The sequence below is a fragment of the Janthinobacterium sp. SUN176 genome, assembly GCF_030587335.1.
Taxonomy (GTDB): Bacteria; Pseudomonadota; Gammaproteobacteria; order Burkholderiales; family Burkholderiaceae_D; genus Janthinobacterium; species Janthinobacterium kumbetense.
Genome location: NZ_JAPWIA010000001.1, coordinates 244,022 through 266,589, shown reverse-complemented (window position 1 = coordinate 266,589; position 22,568 = coordinate 244,022). Strand labels below are relative to the sequence as shown.

The window sequence follows — 22,568 nt, the reverse complement described above, 5'->3', positions numbered from 1 at the left end:
CAGTATTCCCTACCCTTTCAATTCATCGATCGCCGCCTCGACCTCGAGGCGCTCCTTGGCGTCCAGTGCCACGCACTCGGCCGCCTTTTCATACAGGGCCAGCGCTTCCGCCAGCTTTTTCTTTCCGTCCAGCATATTCAAGGCGCGCGCATATTCGCTGTGCGCCAGCGCCGAATACGGCGTCAGGGCCAGCGCCGTCTTGAAGTGCTGGTAGCCATCTTCCTTGTTGGCGCCGTAGGTCAGGCCGCCTATCATGGCGCCGACCTTGTCGATAATTTCCGTATGATAAATCCCAAACGCGATATGCGCTTCCGCATGCATGGGCGCCACCGTCATCGTGCGGTCCAGGCTATTGCGCACGCGCGCGCCCATGCCCTGCGCCAGGGCCTTGACGACGGACGTGCCCAGCGCATAGCGGCCCAGGCTGTAGGCGTGCCAGTAGTAGCCGGCCGGATTGTCCGGCTGCTCGCTCTGCTGGCGTTCGCAGCGCTCCGCCACTTCCTCGTACATGTCGAGTTTCCGGCTGTCGTCCACTTCCAGGTGCGTGGCATAGATGCAGGTCGCCTTGTGCGCCACCGCATAGCCGGGCACGCCGACAGCCAGGCCCAGTTTCACGGCCCGCTCGAAGTCGCCCGCATGGAAGGCCAGCCACGCCTGCACCAGCGCCGGGTGCGTGGGAAAGGGTTCCACGTCGCCCGCATGCAGGCGCGCCCAGGCCGCTTCCAGGGTTTGCGGGGTGTAGACATATGCTTCGTCCGGATAAGGAAATTGTTTCCAAGCCATATATCTCTCCTGTAAATGACGACGTGGCGCCAGCAGTCGCGTCAGTCGTTCTTGAGTTTTGTCACATACTCTTCCGACAGTTTGCGAAATAGCAAATGCGTTTCATTGCGTAAATACGGCCCGATCAGGGACAGCACCTGGTAACAGCCGCGCGCCAGCGCGTCGGACATCGATTGCTGCTCGCTGTACTTGCGCGGGTTGCGCACATATTCGTACGACAGCCAGTAGGTGGCGACGACCACCATATTCGTCGCCATCGCGGCCACTTCCATGTCCGACGCTTCCAGCGACTGTTCGCTGCGCAAGTCTTCGCACAGCTGCGTGGCCACCTTGATCTTGTGCGCCAGGATCAGCTTGAAGTGCAGTTCCAGCTTGCGGTTGCGCGACAGCAAATCGTTGAGGTCGCGATAGAAGAAGCGGTAGCGCCAGATCAGTTCGAACATCAGGTGCAAATACAGCCAGACATCCTCGATATTCGAGCGGCGCCCGTCGGGCACGGTCAGGATGCGTTCGATTTCCGCCTCGAACTGGACGAAGATGGAATTGACGATGTCGTCCTTGTTACGGAAGTGGTAATACAGGTTGCCGGGCGAAATGTTCATCTCTTCCGCAATCACGGTCGTCGTGATATTCGGCTCACCAAACTCATTGAACAGGCGCAGCGACAACTCCAGGATGCGTTCGCGGGTACGGCGTGGTGCTTTTTGTAGCATGGCGGGCAATCTCTCTGTGTTCTGCCTCAAGCATACCACCTAAGATAGCTGTAATGAAACACTCCGCCCCCGGGCGCCGGCGAAAAGCCCGGGCAAGAAAAAGCCTGCTCGCGCAGGCTGGAGGGATGCGGCACCGGCTCAGGCGGCCGGCGCTTTTTTCTTCGCCGCCGGCTTGCTTGCCGGCTTGCTTGCCGGCTTGCTCGCCGCTTTGCTGGCCGGCTTGGCCGCGGCGCGCGGCGCGCTCCGGGCTGCCGGCTTGGCGGGGGCCTTGGCGGCGACCGCTTTCGGCGCGGTTTTCGGTGCAATTTTCGGCGCCGCCTTCACGGCGGGCTTGGCCGCGGCCTTCGGCTTGGGCGCCGGCGCGGTCTGGGCCGACAGCGCCGCCACCTGCCGGCTCAAGGCCTCGATTTGCGCGTGCAGTGCGGAAATATCCTGTTGCGTGGGCACGCCGATGGTGGCCAGGGCGCGCGCGACACGCTCTTCAAACACCTGTTCCAGCTTGTCCCAGGAGCCGCTGGCCTGCTTGCCCACGCCATCGGCCAGCTTGCTGACACTGTCGCTGACGCCGGAAACCTTGTCTTCGGCGCGCTTCTGGAATTCCGTGCCTTCCTTCACCAGCCGGGAAAACACGCGTCCACCCTCTTCCTGCGCCTTGGCGAAGGCGCCCAGGCCCGCTTGCCATATCTGCTGCGCGGACGAGCGCACGGCGTTCGCCAATTCCTTGTCTTCCGCCAATTCCTTCAATTTCTTCACCATCGCCAGCTCCCGTCATATGAAAGGCCATGCCACTTCATGGATACTTTTTATTCTAGTGAGCAAAACTAGAGACGGGAGTCTAATCCGATAGAAAGCTGCCTCGGAAGGTGCGCCAGCGCACGCAGCGGCCAGCGCCTAGGCCGCCGCCTTCACCTGGCCATGCAGCAGCTTGTGCAGGCGGAAGCCTTCGCGGATATTCTCGCGCAGTACGGCGCCTTTCCACGGTTTCGTGTAGAAGCGGTCGACGGCGCCGCGGTTGATGGCCGCCATGATGGGCGTCAGGTCGGCAAAGGCCGACAGCATGATGCGGAAAGTGTCGGGACACAGGTGCTTGACCCGTTCCATGAATTCGGTGCCGCTCATGAGCGGCATGCACTGGTCGCACAGGATCACCTGCACCTTGTGGCGCGCCAGGATGTCGAAACCTTCGGCGGCCGTCTGCGCCGTGAGGATGCGGTAGCCGTCCTGCGCCAGGAAGTCGCTGAGCACGTCGAGCATGAACACATCGTCGTCGACGATCAGCAAAGTTTGCTGCTCTTCGCCGGCGGCATCCTCAGGCGCCTGCAGCAACTTGCCGCCCATCAACATCTGCTCGAATTCCTCGTGCGGCACGGGGCGGCTGAAATAATACCCCTGCATCTCGTCGCAGCCGTGGCGCCGCAAATAGGCCAGCTGCGCGTCGTTTTCCACGCCTTCGGCGATCACTTCCAGCTTCATGCTGTGCGCCATGCTGATGATGGCCAGCACGATGGCCGCGTCGTCCGGATTGCTGGTGACTTCGCGCACGAAGGCGATGTCGATCTTCAGCTTGTCGATGGGGAAGCGCTTCAGGTAGGCCAGGCTGGAATAGCCGGTGCCGAAATCGTCGATGGAAATCTGGATGCCCAGCGCCTTCAGGTTGCGCAGCACGGCGATGGTTTCCTCGGCGTTCGACATCAGCGAGCTTTCCGTCAGCTCCAGCTCCAGCAGTTCGGGCGCGATCTCGTATTTGCGGATGGCCTTGAGCACCTCCTCTTCCAGGCCGCCGACGAAAAACTGGATGCCCGAGACGTTCACCGACAGGTGCACGGGCCCGATGCTGCTGGCGCCCCACTCGCTGATCTTCTTGCACGCTTCGTCGAGCACCCAGTTACCGACGCGCACGATGAGTCCCGTTTCTTCCAGCAGGGGGATGAACAGGGCCGGCGAAACCATGCCGTGACCGGGGCGGCGCCAGCGTATCAGCGCTTCGGCGCCGCTGATGCGCCCCGAGATGATATTCACCTTGGGCTGGAAGAACAGCACGAATTCCTCGTTGTCGATGGCGCGCCGCAGGGCGTTTTCCATGTCCAGCCGCGCCATCGACTGCGCATTCATTTCGGCCGTGAAGAAGCGGAAGGCGTCGCGGCCCGCCTCCTTGGCGCGGTACATGGCCGTGTCGGCATATTGGATCAGCGTGTCCGCATCGACGCCATCGTCGGGGTACACGGAAATGCCGATGCTGACCGTCACCGTCACTTCATGGCCCTGCAAGTCGAAGGGCTTGCGCATCGCCTCGCGCACCTTGTGGACCACGCCCACGGCATGCTGGGCGCCGTCGGGCAGCACCAGGATGGTGGCAAATTCGTCGCCGCCAAAGCGGCCGATGGTATCGCGCACGCGCAGGCAATCGACCAGGCGGCTGGAAAACTGGCGCAGCAGGTCGTCGCCGATGGTGTGGCCCAGGGTGTCGTTGATATTCTTGAAGCGGTCGATATCCATGAACAGCACGGCCACGGCCCACTGGTGTTCGGCCGCCTGGGCCAGGGAATGGGTCAGCGAGACGTAAAACTGGCTGCGGTTCGGCAAGCCCGTCAAGGTGTCGAAATGGGCCAGCTTCATCAGGCGCTGCTCGGCATCCTTGCGCTCGGTGATGTCGCGCGCCACGGCCACCAGGATCCAGCTCTGCCCCGAACGCAGGGTGCGCCGCTGCACTTCCACCGACAGCGGCGAGCCGTCCTTGCGCTGCAGCTGCAATTCCGTCATCGGCCCGCCCTGGTCGCCGGCCAGCAGCTTGTTGTACAGCTCTTCCAGCTGGGATTCGCCGTCGTGCGCGCGGCCCGGCCCCACGCGCAGGAAATCCTCGCGCTCGAAGCCGAGCATGCGGCAAGCCGTCTGGTTGACGTCGACGAAGCACATGCCGGCGCGGTCGACGAGGAAAATCGCGTCGGCCGTGGCGTCCATCGCCAGGCGGAAGCGGCGCAAGTCTTCATCGAGGCGGATGCGCGCCGCCATGTCCAGGGTCAGCTGCTCGTGATGGCGCTTGATCTCGTCGTACAGCAGCAGGTTATCGTAGGCGACGGCGATCTGCGCCGCCACCGTGGCGGCGACCCGCTCGTCGACTTCGGAAAATTCAGTCGCCCCCAGCTTGTCGACCAGGTACAGCCAGCCGTGGCTGCGTTCGCGCGAGGCGATGGCCACGCCCAGGAAGGAGTGCACGGGCGGGTGCGTGTCGGGCAGGCCCAGCGCGCCGGGGTCGCCCTTCAAGCCATTGACCCGGTAGGGCTGGCGCTGCTCCAGCAAGCGGTTCAGGATGCCCGTGCGCGGCGCGCTGGCGATGCGCTCGAGGTTTTTCTCGGCGCCGCACGAAGAAAAATAGCTGAGCTTTTCGGCGCCCTCTTCCAGCACGCCGATGCAGGCGTACTTCGAGACGCAGATATTCTGCGCCACCTTGCAGCCCGCCTCGATCAGGGCGCGCGGATCGCGTTCGGCGCCCAGCTCGATGCCCAGCTCGATCAAGGCCGTCAGGCGCAGGCTGACCGCCTGCAGGCTAGACAGCGAACGTGACAGGCGCTCCGTCATGACGCCCAGGTCTTCGGGGATGGCGGCCTGGCCCTCGCGCTGGCTGGCCAGCTGCGAAATCTGCTGGCTGCTCGATTCGAGTTCATCGAGGTAGCCGCTGACCTGGTGCTCGATGCCGGCCAGCTTGCCCGAGGCGGGAAGCGCCGCGCCGCCGGCGCCCGGCGCCCCCTGCACCTGTGCCGCCGCCGGCATCAGCCCCAGCGCCTCGTTGACGGTGCGCACGATGACCTCGGGGTCGGACGGCTTGGGCAGCACCCAGCGCACGCCGCAGGCCTGCGCCAGCAAGATCGCTTCCTGCTCGCGGTAGGTGGCCGTATAGAAGATGATGGGCACGTCGGTCAGCGCGGGATCGGCATGCACGCGCGTGACGAATTCGTAGCCGTCCATGTTCGGCATGAGGATGTCGGAAATGATCAGGTCGGGCCGCTCGGTGCGCAGGATTTCCAGCGCGTCGGCGCCATTCGCCGCTTCCAGCAGGCGGTGGCCGCCGTAACCCAGCAGCGCGGTCAGGAACTCGCGGTTCAGCACATGATCATCGACGATCAGGATGGTGGCTATGTCGTTTTTAACTGGCGTCGACGGCGCCCCGGGTAAAAAAGACTCCAGCTCCGCAACGAAAAGGTCGGGCTCGATCGGCTTGCCGATGTAGCCATTGAAACCCGCCTCGAGCAGGCGTTCGCGGTCGCCCACCATGGCCAGCGCCGTCACGGCCAGGGCCGGGATCGCGCGCAGCCGCGGGTCTTTCTTCAGCTCCGCCACCACGCCGTAGCCATCGAGCTTGGGCAAATGCACGTCGCAAATGATCAAGTCCGGCAATTCGCTGCGCGCCATGCGCACGCCCTCTTCGCCGTCATAGGCTGCCAGCGGCGTGTACCCGAAGGCGCGCAGCAAATACACCATCAATTCCATATTGGTGGCGTTATCTTCAATAATCAGGATACGTGCGGACAATTAGCGCCCCCAATAAAAACTGCATGGACTCATTTTCCGCCTGCGTTCAACTTTCCGCATGCGCGGCTAACATAACAATCCTATAACATCTTGCCATACATCCAGAAAAATATCTGTGCGCAGGATACCTGCAGAGCTTCGCAAGCGGCCTCGGGAACAAATTTCCGCCAGCCGTCTTCTGACGTTAGCTTAATACAGTACGCCAGTGGAAAACAGCATTTTCTGCCCGTGACGCTGTTAAACACGGGCAACAGCAGAGTCAAAAGAGACAGTCTTGCCATGCAGATAAAACACAACAGGATTCAGGCAAAACGGGGGGAAGATGGGGGCTGGGCGACTTCGGTCTTGATAGTGATTTCTTCCAACAGCTGACGCAGCACGCGCGCATCGCTGGCCAGCGCCACGTGGCCGATGCCGCCGAAGGCAAGATTGCGCGCGCCGGGCAAATGCGCGGAAGATTGCGGCGCGACAATATTATCGTGGTGCGAGTAAATCGAGGTGATCAGGGCGCGCGTTTCCGGCGTCTCGCTGGCGGCCAGCTGCGCCAGCCAGCCGCTGGGCGCGCCATGGATACGGCTCATCTGGCGCGCATTGGCGCCCGCCGCCACATTGGCCAGCGCCGTGCCGTGGTGCGGCGTGCCGATGGTGACGATGCGCGCCACGCGGGCCGCGCCGTAATGGCGCAGCCAGGCGCGCGCCACCAGGCCGCCCATGCTGTGGGCGACGATGATGGCGCGGTCGCTGCCCGTGCGGGCGCACAGCGCCGCGATGGCTTGCTCGACCTGCGGCACGAATTCCTCGATATCGGCGCCTATCGGTTCCAGGTCGACGCCGTCGTGCACGATGCCGGCCCGCGCCAGCTGCCGGCTCAGCTGCGCCCAGTAGCCGCGGTTGCACACATAGCCGTGGATCAGCAGCACGGGCAAGCCCTGGCCAGCGACAGTGTCGGCCGCATGCAGGCGCGGACGCAGCATGCCCCATGACGACGTCCACAGCGTGGCGCGCAACTCGCCCAGGAACAGCCGCGCGGCGCCCCGCACGCCCAACTGATGCTCCGGCGGCACGGGGCTGCCAAGATGCCGGCTTTCCCGGAAATTGCGCGCCACGACCAGCGCGCGCACGGCCAGCAGCATGGCGCCCGCCAGCAGCAGGGCCAGCACCGGCGACGCGACGCCCCAGGCATGCATGGCCAGGTACGCCACCGCCAGCACGGCCAGCACTTGCAGCAGCATCAGCCACTTGAGGACGCGCGCGATCATGCCGTGCCTGCGACGGGAACGGGCGCCGGCTTGCCCGTCAGCTCCCGCGCCAGGCCGCTGGCCAGGCGCGCGGCCAGCGCATACAGCGTCAGTTGCGGATTGGCGCCTATCGAGGTGGGGAACACCGAGCCATCGTGCACGGACAGGTTGCGCACGCCGTGGTAGCGGCCGTCGGCGCCCGTCACGCCCAGGCGCGCATCGTCCGACATGGCGCAGCCGCCCATCACGTGGGCCGATACCACGCGCGCCAGCAGCGCCTTCATCGGCAAATCGCCGATGGCCTGTTTCGCCTGCGTCCAGCTGGTGTAGTGGCTGGCCAGCTCGTGCACGGGATACACGCTCCGCGCGCCGGCCGCGAACTGGATTTCCGCCATCGACAGCAGCGCGCGCCGCACGCCATCCCAGATGAAGGGCGTGAGCGGATAGTCGAGCACGGGCGCGCCGAAGCTGTCGATCGATACGCTGCCGCCCGCCGCTTCATGGTGAAAGCCGTCGCGCAGCAGCGCCAGCAAGGCGTGCGCATGGGGGAAGTCGCGCATGGTGCGCGCATGCTCGTCGCCGAAGCCGCCCATGGTGGTGGCCATCAGCAGCGGATGCAGGGGCGGCGCTTCGAGCTTGTAGCCGATGGGGCCATCGATGGGCGCCGTGTGCAGGAAATGGTCGGAATAAATCGTCTGCGGCGCGCCCGCATAGGCGTCGACGCGCTGCTTGAACAAACCCGCCGAAATCACCGTCGGATGCAAGAAGGTGCGCCGCCCCAGCAAGCCGTGCGGATCGGGCGCCTGCGAACGCAGCAGCAGCGCGGGCGAATTGATGGCGCCGCCGGCCAGCACGAAGTGCCTGGCGCGCAAGGTGAGGCGCACGCCCGTGGGCGCCTGCCCAGCGGCATCGAGCGCCGTCACCTGCAGGCTGTCGATGCGCTCGCCCTTGAAGCTGAAGCGTTCCGCGCGCGCATGCACGAGCAAGCCCGCGCCCAGCGCCAGCGCCGAGGGGATCGTCGTCACCAGCATCGATTGCTTGGCGTTGGTGGGGCAGCCCATGCCGCAGTAGCCGAGGTTCCAGCAGCCGTTCACATTGCGCCGGATCGCGGCCGTGGGGATGCCCAGCGCCGCGGCGCCACGCCGCAACAAGTCGTTGTTTTCATTCGGCGGCGCGGCCCAGTCGCTCACGTGCAGGCGTTTTTCCATCATGGCGAACCACGGCGCCATGGCGTCCACGGAATAGCCGGACAAGCCAAAATGCTTGCGCCAGTAATCGAGGGTGCCGGGCGGCGTGCGGAAGCTCGACGTCCAGTTGACGGTGGTCGAACCGCCGACGGTGCGCCCCTGCAAAATGTTGATGGCCTTGTCGCGCGTCTTGCGCGCGGCCGATTCCTGGTACAGCGCGGGATAGGCGTCCGCTTCGCGCATCTTGAAGTCGCGCGAAGACTTCAAGCCGCCCTCTTCGACGATCAAGACCTTCAGACCGGCCAGCGCGAGGATTTCCGCCGTCACGCCGCCGCCGGCGCCGCTGCCGATGACGACGACATCCGCCTCCAGGGTGCGGTCGGCATTCAGGGTGCTGGCGTCGGTGACGTTCCAGCCGCCGGCCACGCCGATGGCGATGGGATCGGGTATGGGAGATGTGCTCATGGATGCCTTATGCGCTCAGTTCGGGCAGCGGTCCCGGATAGCCGATGGCGGCCCAGTGGGCGGCATCGGCATACCAGGCGCCGAGGATCAGGTCGTGCAGGGCCAGGTAGGCCGTCTGCAGGGTGGCCAGGCGGTGCGTGCGCCACGATTGCAGGAAGGCGGCCACCTGGGCGGGGTCGGCTTCGCGCCAGCCATCTTTGACGCCGGCGACGAAGCGCCGCGCGGGCGCCAGCGCCAGCAAACCGAACAAATCCTGCACTTCCTGCTGCGCCGCCAGGGGCAAGCCGCGGATGGCCGTGTCCACGCCGGCGATGGCGCCATCGAGCGCCGCGGCGCGCGCGGGGGCTTCCCGCGGCAGCGCGCTGCCCAGCATGGCCGGCACGATGGCCGCCAGCGCCGCGCGCGCCGCGCCATCGAGCACGAAGCGGCCAGGCGGCGACGGTCCGCGCACCAGCCGGTACGCGGCGCCGCCGGCGGCCAGCGCGCAGGCGCCGAGCACACCCAGTTTCAGAAACGATCTGCGTCGCATCAGCATGTCTCCATTGCCATGTCTCCCCTTGTTTTATACCGCCTTTTGCAAGCCAGTGTACGCCAAAGGCAGTGGGCGTTTGAACGCAAAAACTAGAGCGGAGAGTCTAGTTTTTGCGACTGAAACCACAGCAGCAGCATGGCCAGCAGCGCCGCCAGCGCGCCGCCGATGGCGATGCTGGGCAAGCCGCAGGCGACGATCAGCGCGCCGCCCAGTGCGCCGCCAAGCGCCGTGCCCCCATTGAAGGCGGCGATATTCAAGCCCGCCGCCACGGCGTCGCTGCCCGGGCAATGCCGCCGCGCCAGGCGCAGCAAACCCATGGTCGACAGGGTGACGAGAGCAAAGAACAGCAAGCCCAAAGTGCCGCACAGGGCCAGCATGGCCAGGGGATGGGCGCGCAGCAGATAAAAGGCCAGCAGATTGAGCGCCAGCGCGGCCAGGGCCAGCATGGTGGCGCGCAGCGCGTGGGGACGGTCCGCGCACCAGCCGCCCAGCAGGTTGCCGCCGATGGCGCACGCGCCAAAGCACAGCATGGCGGCGCCCAGCCAGCCCGCATCGAGCCCGCCCAGTTGCAGCAGGAAGGGCGAGACATACGTGAAAAAACTGAAGGTGGCCACGCTGACCAGCGCCGCCACGCCGGCCGCCAGCAGCAGGGGCGGTTGCAGGATGGCGCGCAGGCTGGCCAGGGCCGATGTGGTGGCGGCCTGCTGGCGCGCGGCCGGCATGGCCAGGCGCAAGCCCGCGCCGCCGCACAGGGCCAGCACGCCGATCACCGCAAATACCCAGCGCCACGACGCGACGGCGCCCAGCCACGTCCCCAGCGGCACGCCGCCCGCCAGCGCCAGGGTCAGGCCCAGCCAGACGATGGACAGCGCCCGGCCCGCGCGCGACGGGTCGACCAGGCTGGTGGCCGCATGCGAGGCGATGGCCATGAACACGCCATGCGCGAGGCCGACGGCAAAGCGCACCCCCAGCAGCGCGCCCAGCGCCGGCGCGGCCGCCATGGCCACGCTGCCGGCCGCCAGCACGAGCATGGTGGCCACCAGCACTTGGCGCACGGGCCGGCGCGCCAGCAGGGCCGTCAGGATCGGTGCGCCGATGGCCGCCCCCAGCGCATATGCGGCGATGGCGCCGCCGGCCGCCGCCACGCTGGCGTGCAGGTCGCGCGCCATGGGCGTCAACAGGCCGGCGGCGATGAATTCGCACAAGCCGAAGGCAAAGCTGCACAGGGAAAGCAGATAAATGGAGAGTGGCAGCGCGGCGGACGGCAGCGCTGTGCGCGAGGACATGGTGGACATGGCAGTTCCTGACAATCAAAACGCCATGCTGGCCCCGCGATCACCATCTGTAAAATATCTTATTTATCTTGAAACGAGACGTTCAAAGTCTCAATGCGGGGAAAAGTACCGCAATTGCGCCAGCAGCCGCTCGCGCACGGGGGATGTGCGCCGCGGGTCCCACGCCATGTACAGGTCGAGCTGGCGCAGCGGCGCGGGCGCATCGCTGTGCAACGGCAGCATGACGACGCCCGCCGGCATGGACGCCGCCAGGCTGGCCGGCAGCAGGGCCGCACCAAAACCGGCCGCCACCAGTCCCAGCACCGTCTGCAAACGGCGCGCCTGCTGCGCCACGCGCGGCACGAAGCCCGCATGCAGGCACAGGCTGGCCAGCTGGTCGTGGAAACCCTGGCCCAGTTCGCGCGGCGAGGCGACGAAATCGTCACCGGCCAGATCCGCCAGGTCCACCCGCGCCTGGCCCGCGCAGCGGTGATTCAACGGCAGCGCCACGACGATGTCTTCGCCGGACAGGCGCTCGAAGCGCAGGCCCGGCGTGCTGCGACCGGGCGCGCGCAGCAGCGCGACATCGACCTCGCCCCGCTCCAGCCACTCGACCTGCTGCTGCGTCGACGCTTCGCGCAAGGTGAATTGCACGGCGGGCGAGGCGGCGCGGAAGGCGCGCAAGGCCGTCAGTACGTGGGCGTAGGGCGTGATGTGGATGAAACTGAGGCGCAAGTGGCCCTCGATGCCCTGCGCCACGCGGCGCGTGGCCGCCACGCCCTCTTCCAGGCTGGCCAGCACCTGGCGGGCGGTGGCCAGGAAAGCCGTGCCGGCCGGCGTCAGGCTGACCTTGCGGTTGGTGCGCTCGAAGACGGGATAGCCGAGCGCTTCTTCCAGCCGCAATATCGCCTGCGACAACGGCGGCTGCGCCATGTGCAGCCGTTCGGCCGCGCGGCGGAAATTGAGTTCCTCGGCGACGGCGATGAACTGGCGCAGCAGCCGGGTTTCTATCATGGGCCTTTTTTCGCCACCGCCAGGATATGCCGGGCGATGCCGCGCAGGATATTGACTTCTTCCGTTTCCAGCCCCGTGCGCGAAAACAGGCGTTTCAGCCGTGGCATGAGCTTTTTCGGGTTGTCGGCGTCGAGAAAATCGATGGCCACCAGCGCCTGTTCCAAGTGCGCATACATGCCGTCGACCTGCGCCAGGCTGGCCGCGTCGCCGTGAAAGCCGACGGGACTGGCGATTTGCCCGTCGCCGAGGGCCGCCACGCGGCATTCGTAGGCGACGACCTGCGCCGCCTGCGACAGGTTCAGCGAGGAATACTCGGGATTGGCGGGGATGTTGATCAGCACATTGCACTGCTCGACGATCTCGTTGGGCAAGCCGAAGCGCTCGTTGCCGAAGATGACGGCCGCGTGCAAGTCCTCGCTGGCCGCCAGCTGCGCGGCGATGGCGCGCGGCGCCGTGACGGGCGGCGAAAATTCGCGCAGGCGGGCCGAGACGGCCGCCGCGTAATTGCAGCCTTCGAGCGCCTCGGCGATGGAGCCGACGATGCGCGCGCCGGACAGGATATCCTGCGCACCGCTGGCGAAAGCCACCGCTTCCGCGTCCGTCAAGGCGTCGGGAAAGCGGGGGTTGACCAGCACCAGATCGGAAAAACCCATCGTTTTCATGGCCCGCGCGACGGCGCCAATGTTGCCGGATCGACTAGTTTCGACAAGAATAAATCGCAGGCGTTTGAAAAGAGACGTGTTGATTTCGGGCAGATTCATTTAAAATAGCGCTATTGCGCGGTATCGATACAGGAAATTTCGGGAAACGGAGTCACAAAACGCTGACTCCAGGCCGGGATTTTAACCACTTCGGCACCGCTCCGCTCTTTAATTCATTCTTGCACTCTATCGTACCGGCGCCGAAAGGCGACGCTGGGCGGTCGCGTGCTTTTAACGGAAGCTCACATGCACCCAATGCTCAACACGGCGATCAAAGCCGCCCGCCGCGGCGCCGCCGTCATCAATCGCGCCTCTTTTGACCTCGACCGCGTCGTCGTCACGGAAAAACAACATAACGATTTCGTCACCGACGTCGACCAGGCGGCCGAACAAGCCATCATCGAGGTGCTGTCCAAAGCCTACCCGGACCACGCGTTCCTGGCTGAGGAATCGGGAGCTTCCGCCAACTCGCACGACGAGAATGAATATCAGTGGATCATCGACCCGATCGATGGCACCACCAACTTTATCCACGGCTTCCCGCAATACTGCATCTCGATCGCCCTCGCGCATCGCGGCGTCGTCACGCAAGCCGTCATCTACGACCCGGTCCGCAACGACCTGTTCACGGCCACGAAGGGCGCCGGCGCCTACCTGAACGAAAAACGCATCCGCGTCACCAAGCTGGACCGCATCTCGAACGCCCTGCTGGGCACCGGCTACGTGGCCGGCAGCGCCCGCGCGCTGGACGAATACCTGAAGATGTACGCGATCATGGGCGAACGCAGCCAGGGCGTGCGCCGCGCCGGCTCGGCCGCGCTGGACCTGGCTTACGTCGCTTGCGGTCGCCTGGACGGCTTCTACGAAAAAGGCTTGAAGCCTTGGGATATCGCCGCCGGCGCCCTGATGATCACGGAATCGGGCGGCATCGTCGGTGAATTTTCCGGCGAATCGGACTACCTGTACAAGGGCGACGTCATCGCCGCCAGCCCGAAGATCTTTGGCCAGATGATTACCCTGCTGACGCCATTCGCCTGATTGCCGGGCCCGCGCTGATGTAACAAAAGCTGCCGGAGGCGACTCCGGCAGCTTTTTTTTCGCCCCGGCCAGTCGTCAGCTGCCCCGCATGGCCGGCAGCAGCACGCGGTAGATCTGCAGGAACGCCGGCCCCATCAGCACGACCATCAGCGAGGGGAAGATGAAAAAGATCAGCGGAAACAGCAGCTTGAGGGCGATCCTTGCCGCCGTTTCCTCGGCCCGCTGGCGCCGCTTGGTGCGCAGCTGGTCGGACTGCACGCGCAGCGACGCGGCGATGCTCGTGCCGAAGCGCTCGGCCTGGATCAGCAGGGTCACCAGCGCATCCACGTCTTCCACTCCCGTGCGCAGGGCCAGGTTGCGCAAGGCCTTGTCCTTGGCGCTGCCGGCGCGCAATTCCAAGGTCACCAGTTGCAGCTCTTCGGCCAGGACGGCGCTTTTCAGGCCGATTTCCTGCGCCACGCGCGCCAGCGCCGCATCCATCGCCAGTCCCGCTTCGACACACACCGTCATCAGGTCCAGCGCATCGGGAAAGGTTTCGAACACTTCGCGCTGACGCTGTTTCAGGCAGTGCGACAGCCAGACATTGGGCAGGTAGTAACCGAGGGCGGCCGCCGCGACCAGCCACAGCAGCATATTGTGTCCGCCCTGGCGCAGCAGAAAATACGCCAGCAGCGGCAAGCCCACGAACAAGCCTGTCTTGGCCGCGTAAAACAGCGCAGGTGCGGCCTGGCTGCGCCAGCCCGCATGGACGAAGCGGCTGCGGATGGGCGAACTTTCCCAGCCCTCGTCCGGCAGCGACAGCCTGGCCAGCGGGCGCGTCAGGCTGACGGCGTGCGCCAGCCAGCGCCGCCTGGCATGGCGCCCGCTGTCGCCGCCGGCGCCGCCGGCGCCCGCATCGCCCAGCGCCTGCAGCCGCTCCTGCACGGCACTGCCCGTGCACAGACGCAACACCAGCAAGGCCAGCGCGAAAACAATCAGGAACAGCAGGCCCAGCAAGGCCAGCTGCGCCGTACTCATCGTGTTCATCGTGTCTGTTCTTTCATCTTACACCCGGATATTGATAATTCTTCTGATGCAGATCACGCCCAGCATCAGCAAGCCCAGCGATACTCCAACCATCTTGCGCCCGCCCCCATCCGTGTACAGCACGGCAATAAACTGCGGATTCATCAAATGCATCATCAGCGCCGCCCCGAACGGCAGCAAACCCAGGACCCAGGCCGACATGCGCCCTTCGGCCGATAGCACGCGCACCTGGCCCAGCAATTTCAGGCGGTCGCGGATGATGGCGCTGATGCTGCTCAGCAATTCAGTCAGGTTGCCGCCCGTTTCGCGCTGGATCAGCACGGCGATGACGAAATAGCGCAAGTCCGTGCTGGGCACGCGCGCGGCCAGATTGCCCAGCGCATCGGCCATCGCGACGCCGAAACTGACTTCGTCGAACACGGCGCGGAACTCGTCGGCCAGCGGCCCCGTCATTTCCTCGCCCACCATTTTCAGCGCGGTGGGAAAGGCATGGCCGGCGCGCATGGCGCGGCTCATCAGGTCGAGCGCGTCCGGCAATTGCTGCTCGATGCGCACCAGCCGCTTGCTCCTGGCGCGGCGCACCAGCAGATACGGCAGCGCGGCGCCGCCCGCGGCCAGGCCCAGGCGCACATACCATGGCAGCGGCAGCGCGCCGGCCAGCAGCAGGCCGGCCGTCCCGCCCAGCAGGCAATAGCCCAGAAAAGTGGCCACGAACCAGCGCATGCCCGCCTGCAGCAGCAGCTGGTCGAGGCGCCGCGCGCCGGGCAAGCCTTCCAGCACGCCGTGCAGCAAGGGATGGACGCTGAGCGGGCGCTGCTTGGTGATCGACAGCGCCTGTTCGCCATCGCTGGCCGTGTACATGGCTTGCAGGCGCCGCGCCACCCGCGCCGCGCCCGCTCCCCGCGCCGCTTGCCACGCCAGCCAGGCGCCAGCCACCAGCAGCAGCACGGCCAGGAAAAGGAACAGATAGACAAGGTAGGAAAGCATGGCCGGTCAGCGCCCCGCCGCGGTGGGTTCGAACAGGGCGGCCGACACGCCGATGCCAAAGCTGTTCAGGCGCTCGAGGAAGCGCGGGCGGATGCCGCTGGCCGAGAAATGCCCGACCACCGCGCCGCCCTCGGCCACGCCCGTCTGCCGGAAACTGAAGATTTCCTGCATCGTGATGACTTCCCCTTCCATGCCAGTGATTTCCTGGATCGACGTGACCTTGCGCTTGCCGTCGATCAGGCGCGACACTTGCACCACCACCGACACGGCCGAGCTGATCTGCTGCCGGATAGCCTTGCTGGGCAGGTTGGCCGCCGCCATGCTGATCATGTTTTCCAGCCGCGTGATGGCGTCGCGCGGCGTATTGGCGTGGATGGTGGCCATCGAGCCTTCGTGGCCCGTGTTCATGGCGCCCAGCATGTCGAGCGCCTCGGCGCCGCGCACTTCGCCCAGGATGATGCGGTCCGGGCGCATGCGCAGCGCGTTGCGCACCAGCGCGCGCTGGCTCACCTCCCCCTTGCCTTCGATATTCGCGGGCCGCGTTTCCAGGCGCACCACGTGCGGCTGCTGCAATTGCAGCTCGGCCGCGTCTTCCACCGTGACGATGCGCTCCGTCTGGCCGATAAAGCCGGAAATCACGTTGAGCATGGTGGTCTTGCCGCTGCCCGTGCCGCCGGAAATGAGGATATTCATCTTCGCCTTGCCCAGGCCCTGCAGCACCTCGGCCATCTCGGCCGTCATGCTGTGGTAGGCGACCAGGTCGGCCAGGCGCAGCGGATCGACGGAAAACCGCCGGATCGACATCACGGGGCCGTCGATGGCCAGCGGCGGGATGATGGCGTTGACGCGCGAACCGTCGGGCAGGCGCGCATCGACCATGGGGCTCGATTCGTCGATGCGGCGGCCCACGCGCGAGACGATCTTGTCGATGATCTTCATCAAATGGGCATCGTCGTCGAAGCAGACGTCGGTCAGCTCCAGGCGGCCGCCGCGCTCCACATACACCTGCTTGTGGCCATTGACCAGAATGTCCGACACGCTGGCATCGGCGAGCAGCGTTTCGAGCGGCCCGAAACCCAGCATCTCGTGCTGGATGTCGCGCGTCAGGCTACGGCGCTCGGCGTCGTTGATGACCACCGCCTCTTCGTCCAGCAGGCGCTCGACCAGGCCGCGCAATTCTTCGCGGATGCGCTCCTGCGACAGGCGCTGCATGCTTTCCAGGTCGACCCGTTCGAGCAGCAGCCCATGAATGCGCAACTTGAGGTCGCGGTAGCCGTGGTTGTCGATGACGGCCATGCGTTGCGGCGCGAGCGCGGCGATCTTGGCGCTGCCGAGCCGTTCGCGGATGGACAAGGCGACGATGGGGGAAGTAGCCATGAAGTGCTCCTGTTCTGGAATGGGGATCAAGCGCGTGGATCAAGCGCGCCGCAGGACGCGGCCGAGCCAGCCCTGGCGCGCCGTGCTGGCCGCGCCGCCGGCCAGGCTGGCGGCGAACTCCTGCAGCGAGCGGGTGATCGGGCTGGCCTTGTCGAGCTGCAGGATAGGCACGCCCTGGTTGACCGAGGCGGCGGCCGAGGCGTAGTGATTCGGCACGGTGCGGTAGACCGCCGTGCCGTACGCCGCTTCCAGGTCGCGCAGGCGGATCTCGCCGCCCTTGTCGTGGCGGTTGACGATGATATGCACCTTGTCCTTCGCGTATTCGAGCGAGCGGAACATGCCCAGCAGGCGCTTGCCGTCGCGGATGTACGGCAAGGTCGCCTGCAGGACGGGGAAGATCATGTCGGCGTGGTCCAGCGCGCGCACGCTGACGGCGTCGAGGTTGCGGCCCACGTCGAGCACGATGAAATCATACTGGCGCCTGGCTTGCCGGATGACGGCGTCGATGTGCTCGGGCGCCACTTCGCTGGCGTGCGCCGGATCCTCGGGCGCGGCCAGCACGCTGTAGTTGGGCAGGATGTGCAGCATGCTCGATGCCAGGAACGAGGCGTCGAGCCGGTGGATGTCGCGCGTGACGTCGGACAGCGTGGCCAGCGGCTTGTTCTCGGACACGAAGAGCGAGGCGTCGCCAAAATGCAGGTTCATGTCGATCAGGGCAACGCGCTGCTGGCCGCCGGCGGCCAGCGCATAACCGAGGTTGCTGGCGATGAAGGTGGCGCCGCTGCCGCCCTTGCAGGAGATGAAGGCCAGCACCTTGCCGTTGCCATGCTCGCGCCGCTCCAGCTTTTCCTCGATGCGTTCGAGCGCCGCATACAGGCTGGCCGGCGCGGCGGGAAACGGCAGCACGTCGCGCACGCCCGCGCGCATGGCCTGCAGCAGGAATTCAGGCGCCTGCTGGTGGCACAGCACGATGAAGGCCATGCGCGGATGCTGGTTGCTGAGGCGCTCGATGGCGGCCAGGTCAGCGCCGTCGTTCGACGGGCGGTCGAAGATCAGCACGTCGGGCAGCGATTGCGCCGCCTGCAGCGGTTCCAGCGTTTCGCCGCCCGCGTTGATCTCGTCGAGCCGGTTGCGGCTGCGCAGCAGCCGCCCCAGTTCGGACAGCGTTTTTTGATCCGTGGAATGGATGGCGATTTTCACGATATGCCTTGCTGGTTCTGTGGTGACGGTGCCAGCTTCACTGGCGCGCCCCGACGCCGATGGTGAAGGCGGCCCCTTGCGGCGCGGGTGCGGCAAAGCTTTTCTGGTACGCCGCGTAGGCGGCCTGGGCGGCCTTGCCGTCCATGCCGGCCACGGGATCGCGGTTCGCGCCCGCCTGCGGCGACAGCACTTGCCGCAGGCGCAGCTGCTCGACGCTGCGGCCGAACTGGCGGTCCAGGTTCGGCGTGGCGGCGCAGCCGCTGGCGGCCAGGGCGGCCAGCAGCACAGATAGAAAAAGGGAAAGGGAAAGGGAATGCTGCATGAGGTGCTCCTAGTGAGTGTCCGGGCCGGCGGGCGCCTTCTGCGTGGCCGCTTCCTGCCGTGGCCGTGGCGCGCCAGCGCCTTCCATTTTTCCTTGCAAGAAGAACTCGCTGCGGCTGGGCGCCACATAGGCGTCGGTCGGCAAGACGATATCGCCGTCGAGCGGCTTGACCAGGTGCGGCGTGATGATGAACACCAGCTCGGTACGGTCGGTCTGGAAATCGCTGCTGCGGAACAGCGCGCCCAGCACGGGAATCTCGCCCAGGAAGGGCAAGGCCTTGATATTGGTCGTCACATTGTTCTTGATCAAACCGCCCACGGCAAAACTCTGGCCGTCGAACAGCTGCACCGTGGTGGTGGTGCGCCGCGTGGTAAAGGCCGGCAACACGGCATTGGCGGCGGCGCCCCCGCCGGTGGTGATGCCGATGCCTTCGCGGTTCAGCTCCGATACTTCCGGCGCCACCTTCAGGTTGATGCGCCCGCCCTCCAGCACGGTGGGCGTGAACTTGACGGCGATGCCGAATTCCTTTTCTTCCAGCGTGATCTTGTTGGTGGTGCTGTCTTGCGCGACCGGAATGAAAATCTTGCCGCCCGCCAGGAAACTGGCTTCCTGGCCACTGATGGCCATGATGTTCGGTTCGGCCAGCACCTTCACCAGGCCGTCGCGCTTTTGCGCGTCGAGCGTCAGCCCGTTGCCATTCTTGCCGTGCACGGCGCCCAGCTGGCTGGGGTTGCCGCTGAGCAGGTTCGACAGCAAGCCGTAGCTCCAGTTGCCGCGCGTGCCGCTGATGCCCACGCTGGCGCCCAGCTGGTCGACCAGGGTCTTCGACACTTCGGCGATTTTCACTTCCAGCATGACCTGTTGCGGCGCCGCGATCGTCAGCATGTTGATGACCTTGACGCCGCCGGCCGCGCTGGCGGCGCCGTCGGCCGGCGCGGCCGCTTCGCCCGCGCCGCGCTGCGCATAGGCTTGCGCCATGTCCAGGATCTGGCTGGCCTTGACGCTGTCGCTCACCTGCCCCGACAGCACGATGCTGCCGCCGGCCGCGCCGGCCTTGACGGCGCGCTCGCCAGGGAAGACATAGGCCAGCTGCGCCTGCAAGCCCTCGACATCGATCTCGACTTCGATATCGACGATCACGGGGCGCTGCTGCCGGTCCCACAGGATCAGGTTGGTGCTGCCCGGGGCCAGGCCCCAGACGAACAGCTGGCTGGACGAGCCCAGCATCCTGGCGCCGGCCACCCGCGGATCGTTGACGGCGATCTGCGACACCGGCAGGCTCAGGCTGCGCAAGGTGGACTTGCCCACGGCGATGCGCACGGGCGCGCCCAGGCGGGCGATATCGGCGCCCAGCGACATGGCCGGCGCCGCGACGGGCGACATGACGGCCTGCCTGGCCGGCGCCGCCGCGCTGGCGCTGACCGGCCAGGCCATGCCTGCCGCCGCGCTGCCCAGCATCAGGGCCAGGCGCATGCCCGCACCCGCAGCGTGCTTACGAAATTTGTTCATCGATCATCCTTGCTTGCCTGCTGATTTTTAAAATTGCTGGACGCTCGTATCCATGCCCTTGATGACGGTGATGCTGTCGCGCGCGGGAGCGCGTGCCGGGGCCGCCTGGCGCCGCGCCGCGCGCACCGGCGCGGCCGCCGGCGCCTTCAGTTCCAGCAGCGACTCCTTGGTGGCGCCGCCCGTGGTGACGGGCGCCGGATCGACCTGGTTGCGCAGCACCAGCGACAAGCTGCCCACGCTGCGCGCCAGGTCCAGCTTTTCCACCTGCTCCGGCGTCAGCTCCAGGGTCACGGCATTGACCACCTTGGGCTTGTTGTCGTCGCGGCCGGACTCTTGCGCCACGGCCAGCACCAGAATACGTTCCAGCACGATCTTGGAAATGGCCAGCGGCCCGCCGCCCGCCGGCCTGGCCCGGTCATCCTGCGTATGCACGAGAATGTCGACGAAATTGCCCGGCAGGGCGAAGCCGGCCACGCCCACCACGTCATTGACGCGCACGGTCATGGCGCGCTTGCCGGCAGCCACGATGGCCGACAGGCCGCCGGTGGCGCCGGGCGGCGCGAGCTTGCTTTCCAGCACAGGCTCGCCCCTGCTGACGGCGGTACGCGTGATGCGCCCGTCCAGCGCGCCGGCCTCGCCAAACGCCCCCGGCGGCATGGCGCCCGCCGGCCAGTCCATGCCGCGCAGCATGGCTGGCGTCACCTTCGCGCCCACGCCGATATCGACCAGCGCAACCATCACCGTCTGGCTGGCCGGCGCGCCTTGTCCTGACATCCAGCGCGCCGCCGCCAGCACGGCGCCCCCCGCCATCAGCAGCGCCAGCAGCAGCACGATCGCAACGCGGCTATTTCTCATGATTTTTCCTCTTGGTAAAACTTGGGTTTCCGGACGCGCACATCATGCATGGCCGCCCGCCGCCAGGGCCAGCCAGATGGCGGTGCCGGCGGCAATGGCGATCGCGTACGGCAGTTTGCCGCCCGGCACGGCGGGCGCGTCGACCCGCGGCACTTCGCCTGCCGCGGCGCGCAGCCAGCCTTGCAGCAGCAATTGCCGGGCATTCGCCAGCGCCTGGCGCAGCGTGCCCTGACACAGGGCGACGGCCAGCGCCAGCACGCCGCCAGCGAGCAGGCTGTACAGCACGGCAAACACGGCGGGACCGGGACCGAGAAAAGCCCCCACCATCGCCATCAGCTTGACGTCGCCCGCGCCCAGCGCCTTCATCGCATACATGGGCAGCAGCAAGCCCAGGCCGACGGCCAGACCGCCCAGCGCCAGCCACGGCCCGGCCGGCGTCACTCCGGGCAGCGCCACGCTGTTGAGCAGCACGCCGAGCAAGGCGCCGGAAAACACCAGCCGGTTGGGAATGCGCCGACGGCGCACGTCATGCCAGACCGCCGCGGCAAGCAGCCCCCACAAGACCATGGCGGGGCTGAACGTCCAGAAAGAATGAGGGTCCATCGTGTACCTGATGCAAGCCGATGGCATGACGGCATGCACATCGTTGGGCGGGAAGTCGACAGGCCGGTGCGCAAGGGCAGCCGGCCTGCCGGGGTGCAGCGCGGTGGGCAGGCGCCTTAGATCGCCGCGCCCGTCAGCTTGGTGCCGATCGCCTTGAAGGCGCCATCGAGGCCGGTGGTGAAATAGCCGACGGCAGTGACCAGCGCCGCAGCCACCAGCGCAGCGATCAGCGCATATTCGATGGCCGTCACGCCATCTTCTTCGGCGATAAAGTTTTTAATGAAATTCATATTATTCCCTTTCAGGTCAAGTTTTAAACATGATAAAAACTGAAAATACAGTCTGAAAATAAAAACATTATCCTTGTTTTTATTTGCCATTTTCTGATGCGTGTATTTTATATAAACAAACATTAAATCGAATCAGAGAAAAGTCATTTTATGCCCAGTACAAACCATCTTAATTTTTTGTCTATAATCAGGACATATGTACTGTCATTCCGCATGGACGGGTTCGGCCAGGCGGTTGCGGGTGGCGTACACATATAATTCCAGGCGGTTGGTGACATCGAGCTTGCTGTAGATCGATGTCAAATGATTACGCAAGGTTTGCTCCGAGATAAAAGCGCGCTGGGCTATCGCACGGTTCAGCGCGCCATTTCCTTCCACCATCATGGCCACGATCTTGCGCTCCTTCAGCGTCAGCCTGGCGATCCGCTGCTCTTCCGGGTCGGGCGCCGCTTCCGGCTTGTTCAGCACGCCCAGCATGCTGTCGAGCAGCGCCGGATCCAGGCACAATTCGCCTCGATGCAGGCGGGCGATGGCGTCGATCAGTTGCTTGACGGACGTTTCCTTGCCCAGCACCGCGCGCGCGCCGCTGCGCACGGCCCGCCCGCACTCTGCCTGGTCCTGCGTGCCGCTGAACAGCAGCACCCGCGAGACGCCATTGCCCAGCAACTGCGGCAGATAATCGATGGCGCAGGCGCCGCCGCAGCCAAGATCGGCGTCGAGCACGATGACGTCGGGACACAGGGTGCGCGCCAGCAGCAGCGCGCTGTCGATCTCGGTGGAGCTGGCCACCACCTGCATCGCGGGCTGGGCGCCGGCGAGCAGCTGCTCCAGGCCCCACAGCCAGGTCTTGTGGTCCGACACCAGCATGACGCGTATGACATTGTTTGTTGACATGCTTTACCTCTTTACTTGTAGCCCACTCCCATC

21 protein-coding genes are annotated in these 22,568 nt (G+C 65.8%); 1 reads left to right on the top strand and 20 read right to left on the bottom strand.

What is annotated here, in order from left to right:
* Positions 1-9: 9 nt before the first annotated feature.
* The 10 genes from O3299_RS01320 to O3299_RS01275 all read right to left on the bottom strand — a co-directional run bounded on the left by O3299_RS01320 (position 10) and on the right by O3299_RS01275 (position 12,494).
* Positions 10-783 (bottom strand): hypothetical protein, encoded by a 774-nt coding sequence (locus O3299_RS01320; RefSeq protein ID WP_099664834.1) that lies wholly within the window; start codon positions 781-783, stop codon positions 10-12.
* Positions 784-824: 41 nt separating this feature from the next.
* On the bottom strand, positions 825-1,496 hold the full coding sequence (locus O3299_RS01315; protein WP_034758777.1) for a TetR/AcrR family transcriptional regulator: 672 nt from the start codon (positions 1,494-1,496) through the stop codon (positions 825-827).
* 138 nt (positions 1,497-1,634) lie between these two features.
* A complete protein-coding gene (locus O3299_RS01310; protein WP_305061330.1) occupies positions 1,635-2,252 on the bottom strand; it encodes a phasin family protein in 618 nt (205 codons plus the stop codon).
* A gap of 135 nt (positions 2,253-2,387) precedes the next feature.
* Positions 2,388-6,023 (bottom strand): EAL domain-containing protein, encoded by a 3,636-nt coding sequence (locus O3299_RS01305; protein ID WP_289899207.1) that lies wholly within the window; start codon positions 6,021-6,023, stop codon positions 2,388-2,390.
* Between the two features lie 302 nt (positions 6,024-6,325).
* Entirely contained in the window at positions 6,326-7,282 is a 957-nt protein-coding gene (locus O3299_RS01300) for a triacylglycerol lipase (RefSeq protein WP_305061329.1), read from the bottom strand.
* Positions 7,279-8,913 carry a GMC family oxidoreductase gene (locus O3299_RS01295; protein WP_305061328.1) on the bottom strand — a complete coding sequence of 545 codons (1,635 nt, stop codon included), beginning with the start codon at positions 8,911-8,913 and terminating at the stop codon, positions 7,279-7,281. The genes O3299_RS01300 and O3299_RS01295 overlap by 4 nt, the downstream gene beginning before the upstream one ends.
* Before the next feature lie 7 nt (positions 8,914-8,920).
* The gene (locus O3299_RS01290) at positions 8,921-9,448 is read right to left on the bottom strand and encodes a hypothetical protein (protein WP_305061327.1); all 528 of its coding nucleotides are present in this window, start codon (positions 9,446-9,448) and stop codon (positions 8,921-8,923) included.
* Between the two features lie 86 nt (positions 9,449-9,534).
* Positions 9,535-10,740: an MFS transporter gene (locus O3299_RS01285; RefSeq protein ID WP_305061326.1), complete on the bottom strand. Its 1,206-nt coding sequence runs from the start codon at positions 10,738-10,740 to the stop codon at positions 9,535-9,537.
* Positions 10,741-10,830: 90 nt separating this feature from the next.
* A complete protein-coding gene (locus O3299_RS01280) occupies positions 10,831-11,733 on the bottom strand; it encodes a LysR substrate-binding domain-containing protein (RefSeq protein ID WP_305061325.1) in 903 nt (300 codons plus the stop codon).
* The gene (locus O3299_RS01275) at positions 11,730-12,494 is read right to left on the bottom strand and encodes an RNA methyltransferase (protein WP_070254993.1); all 765 of its coding nucleotides are present in this window, start codon (positions 12,492-12,494) and stop codon (positions 11,730-11,732) included. Before O3299_RS01275 ends, O3299_RS01280 begins: the two co-directional genes overlap by 4 nt.
* Before the next feature lie 195 nt (positions 12,495-12,689).
* On the opposite strand from O3299_RS01275, the gene O3299_RS01270 reads away from it, so the two are divergent.
* Positions 12,690-13,472, top strand: a complete 783-nt coding sequence (locus O3299_RS01270) for an inositol monophosphatase family protein (protein WP_035826389.1) — start codon at positions 12,690-12,692, stop codon at positions 13,470-13,472.
* 75 nt (positions 13,473-13,547) lie between these two features.
* On the opposite strand, the gene O3299_RS01265 is transcribed toward O3299_RS01270, so the two are convergent.
* The 10 genes from O3299_RS01265 to O3299_RS01220 all read right to left on the bottom strand — a co-directional run bounded on the left by O3299_RS01265 (position 13,548) and on the right by O3299_RS01220 (position 22,535).
* Positions 13,548-14,498 carry a type II secretion system F family protein gene (locus O3299_RS01265; protein ID WP_305061324.1) on the bottom strand — a complete coding sequence of 317 codons (951 nt, stop codon included), beginning with the start codon at positions 14,496-14,498 and terminating at the stop codon, positions 13,548-13,550.
* Between the two features lie 18 nt (positions 14,499-14,516).
* On the bottom strand, positions 14,517-15,485 hold the full coding sequence (locus tag O3299_RS01260) for a type II secretion system F family protein (RefSeq protein ID WP_289919165.1): 969 nt from the start codon (positions 15,483-15,485) through the stop codon (positions 14,517-14,519).
* 6 nt (positions 15,486-15,491) lie between these two features.
* Positions 15,492-16,838, bottom strand: a complete 1,347-nt coding sequence (locus O3299_RS01255) for a CpaF family protein (RefSeq protein WP_370385294.1) — start codon at positions 16,836-16,838, stop codon at positions 15,492-15,494.
* Between the two features lie 63 nt (positions 16,839-16,901).
* Positions 16,902-18,062 carry an AAA family ATPase gene (locus O3299_RS01250; RefSeq protein ID WP_077401700.1) on the bottom strand — a complete coding sequence of 387 codons (1,161 nt, stop codon included), beginning with the start codon at positions 18,060-18,062 and terminating at the stop codon, positions 16,902-16,904.
* A gap of 37 nt (positions 18,063-18,099) precedes the next feature.
* Positions 18,100-18,384: a hypothetical protein gene (locus tag O3299_RS01245; RefSeq protein WP_305061323.1), complete on the bottom strand. Its 285-nt coding sequence runs from the start codon at positions 18,382-18,384 to the stop codon at positions 18,100-18,102.
* A 9-nt stretch (positions 18,385-18,393) separates the two neighbouring features.
* Positions 18,394-19,893, bottom strand: a complete 1,500-nt coding sequence (locus tag O3299_RS01240) for a type II and III secretion system protein family protein (protein WP_305061322.1) — start codon at positions 19,891-19,893, stop codon at positions 18,394-18,396.
* A 27-nt stretch (positions 19,894-19,920) separates the two neighbouring features.
* Entirely contained in the window at positions 19,921-20,748 is an 828-nt protein-coding gene (gene cpaB / locus O3299_RS01235) for a Flp pilus assembly protein CpaB (RefSeq protein WP_211547013.1), read from the bottom strand.
* A 42-nt stretch (positions 20,749-20,790) separates the two neighbouring features.
* Positions 20,791-21,351, bottom strand: a complete 561-nt coding sequence (locus O3299_RS01230; RefSeq protein WP_305061321.1) for a prepilin peptidase — start codon at positions 21,349-21,351, stop codon at positions 20,791-20,793.
* 116 nt (positions 21,352-21,467) lie between these two features.
* The gene (locus tag O3299_RS01225; RefSeq protein ID WP_071650303.1) at positions 21,468-21,641 is read right to left on the bottom strand and encodes a Flp family type IVb pilin; all 174 of its coding nucleotides are present in this window, start codon (positions 21,639-21,641) and stop codon (positions 21,468-21,470) included.
* 204 nt (positions 21,642-21,845) lie between these two features.
* Positions 21,846-22,535, bottom strand: a complete 690-nt coding sequence (locus tag O3299_RS01220; RefSeq protein ID WP_070278647.1) for a response regulator transcription factor — start codon at positions 22,533-22,535, stop codon at positions 21,846-21,848.
* Positions 22,536-22,568 lie beyond the last annotated feature (33 nt).

Coding starts and splice junctions, on each gene's coding strand:
- O3299_RS01270 (WP_035826389.1), top strand. CDS start 12,690: ATGCTCAACACGGCGATCAAAGCCGCCCGCCGCGGCGCCGCCGTCATC.
- O3299_RS01295 (WP_305061328.1), bottom strand. CDS start 8,913: ATGAGCACATCTCCCATACCCGATCCCATCGCCATCGGCGTGGCCGGC.
- O3299_RS01290 (WP_305061327.1), bottom strand. CDS start 9,448: ATGCTGATGCGACGCAGATCGTTTCTGAAACTGGGTGTGCTCGGCGCC.
- O3299_RS01320 (WP_099664834.1), bottom strand. CDS start 783: ATGGCTTGGAAACAATTTCCTTATCCGGACGAAGCATATGTCTACACC.
- O3299_RS01315 (WP_034758777.1), bottom strand. CDS start 1,496: ATGCTACAAAAAGCACCACGCCGTACCCGCGAACGCATCCTGGAGTTG.
- O3299_RS01300 (WP_305061329.1), bottom strand. CDS start 7,282: ATGATCGCGCGCGTCCTCAAGTGGCTGATGCTGCTGCAAGTGCTGGCC.
- O3299_RS01220 (WP_070278647.1), bottom strand. CDS start 22,535: ATGTCAACAAACAATGTCATACGCGTCATGCTGGTGTCGGACCACAAG.
- O3299_RS01310 (WP_305061330.1), bottom strand. CDS start 2,252: ATGGTGAAGAAATTGAAGGAATTGGCGGAAGACAAGGAATTGGCGAAC.
- O3299_RS01280 (WP_305061325.1), bottom strand. CDS start 11,733: ATGATAGAAACCCGGCTGCTGCGCCAGTTCATCGCCGTCGCCGAGGAA.
- O3299_RS01225 (WP_071650303.1), bottom strand. CDS start 21,641: ATGAATTTCATTAAAAACTTTATCGCCGAAGAAGATGGCGTGACGGCC.
- O3299_RS01240 (WP_305061322.1), bottom strand. CDS start 19,893: ATGAACAAATTTCGTAAGCACGCTGCGGGTGCGGGCATGCGCCTGGCC.
- cpaB (WP_211547013.1), bottom strand. CDS start 20,748: ATGAGAAATAGCCGCGTTGCGATCGTGCTGCTGCTGGCGCTGCTGATG.
- O3299_RS01260 (WP_289919165.1), bottom strand. CDS start 15,485: ATGCTTTCCTACCTTGTCTATCTGTTCCTTTTCCTGGCCGTGCTGCTG.
- O3299_RS01275 (WP_070254993.1), bottom strand. CDS start 12,494: ATGAATCTGCCCGAAATCAACACGTCTCTTTTCAAACGCCTGCGATTT.
- O3299_RS01265 (WP_305061324.1), bottom strand. CDS start 14,498: ATGAACACGATGAGTACGGCGCAGCTGGCCTTGCTGGGCCTGCTGTTC.
- O3299_RS01230 (WP_305061321.1), bottom strand. CDS start 21,351: ATGGACCCTCATTCTTTCTGGACGTTCAGCCCCGCCATGGTCTTGTGG.
- O3299_RS01285 (WP_305061326.1), bottom strand. CDS start 10,740: ATGTCCACCATGTCCTCGCGCACAGCGCTGCCGTCCGCCGCGCTGCCA.
- O3299_RS01245 (WP_305061323.1), bottom strand. CDS start 18,384: ATGCAGCATTCCCTTTCCCTTTCCCTTTTTCTATCTGTGCTGCTGGCC.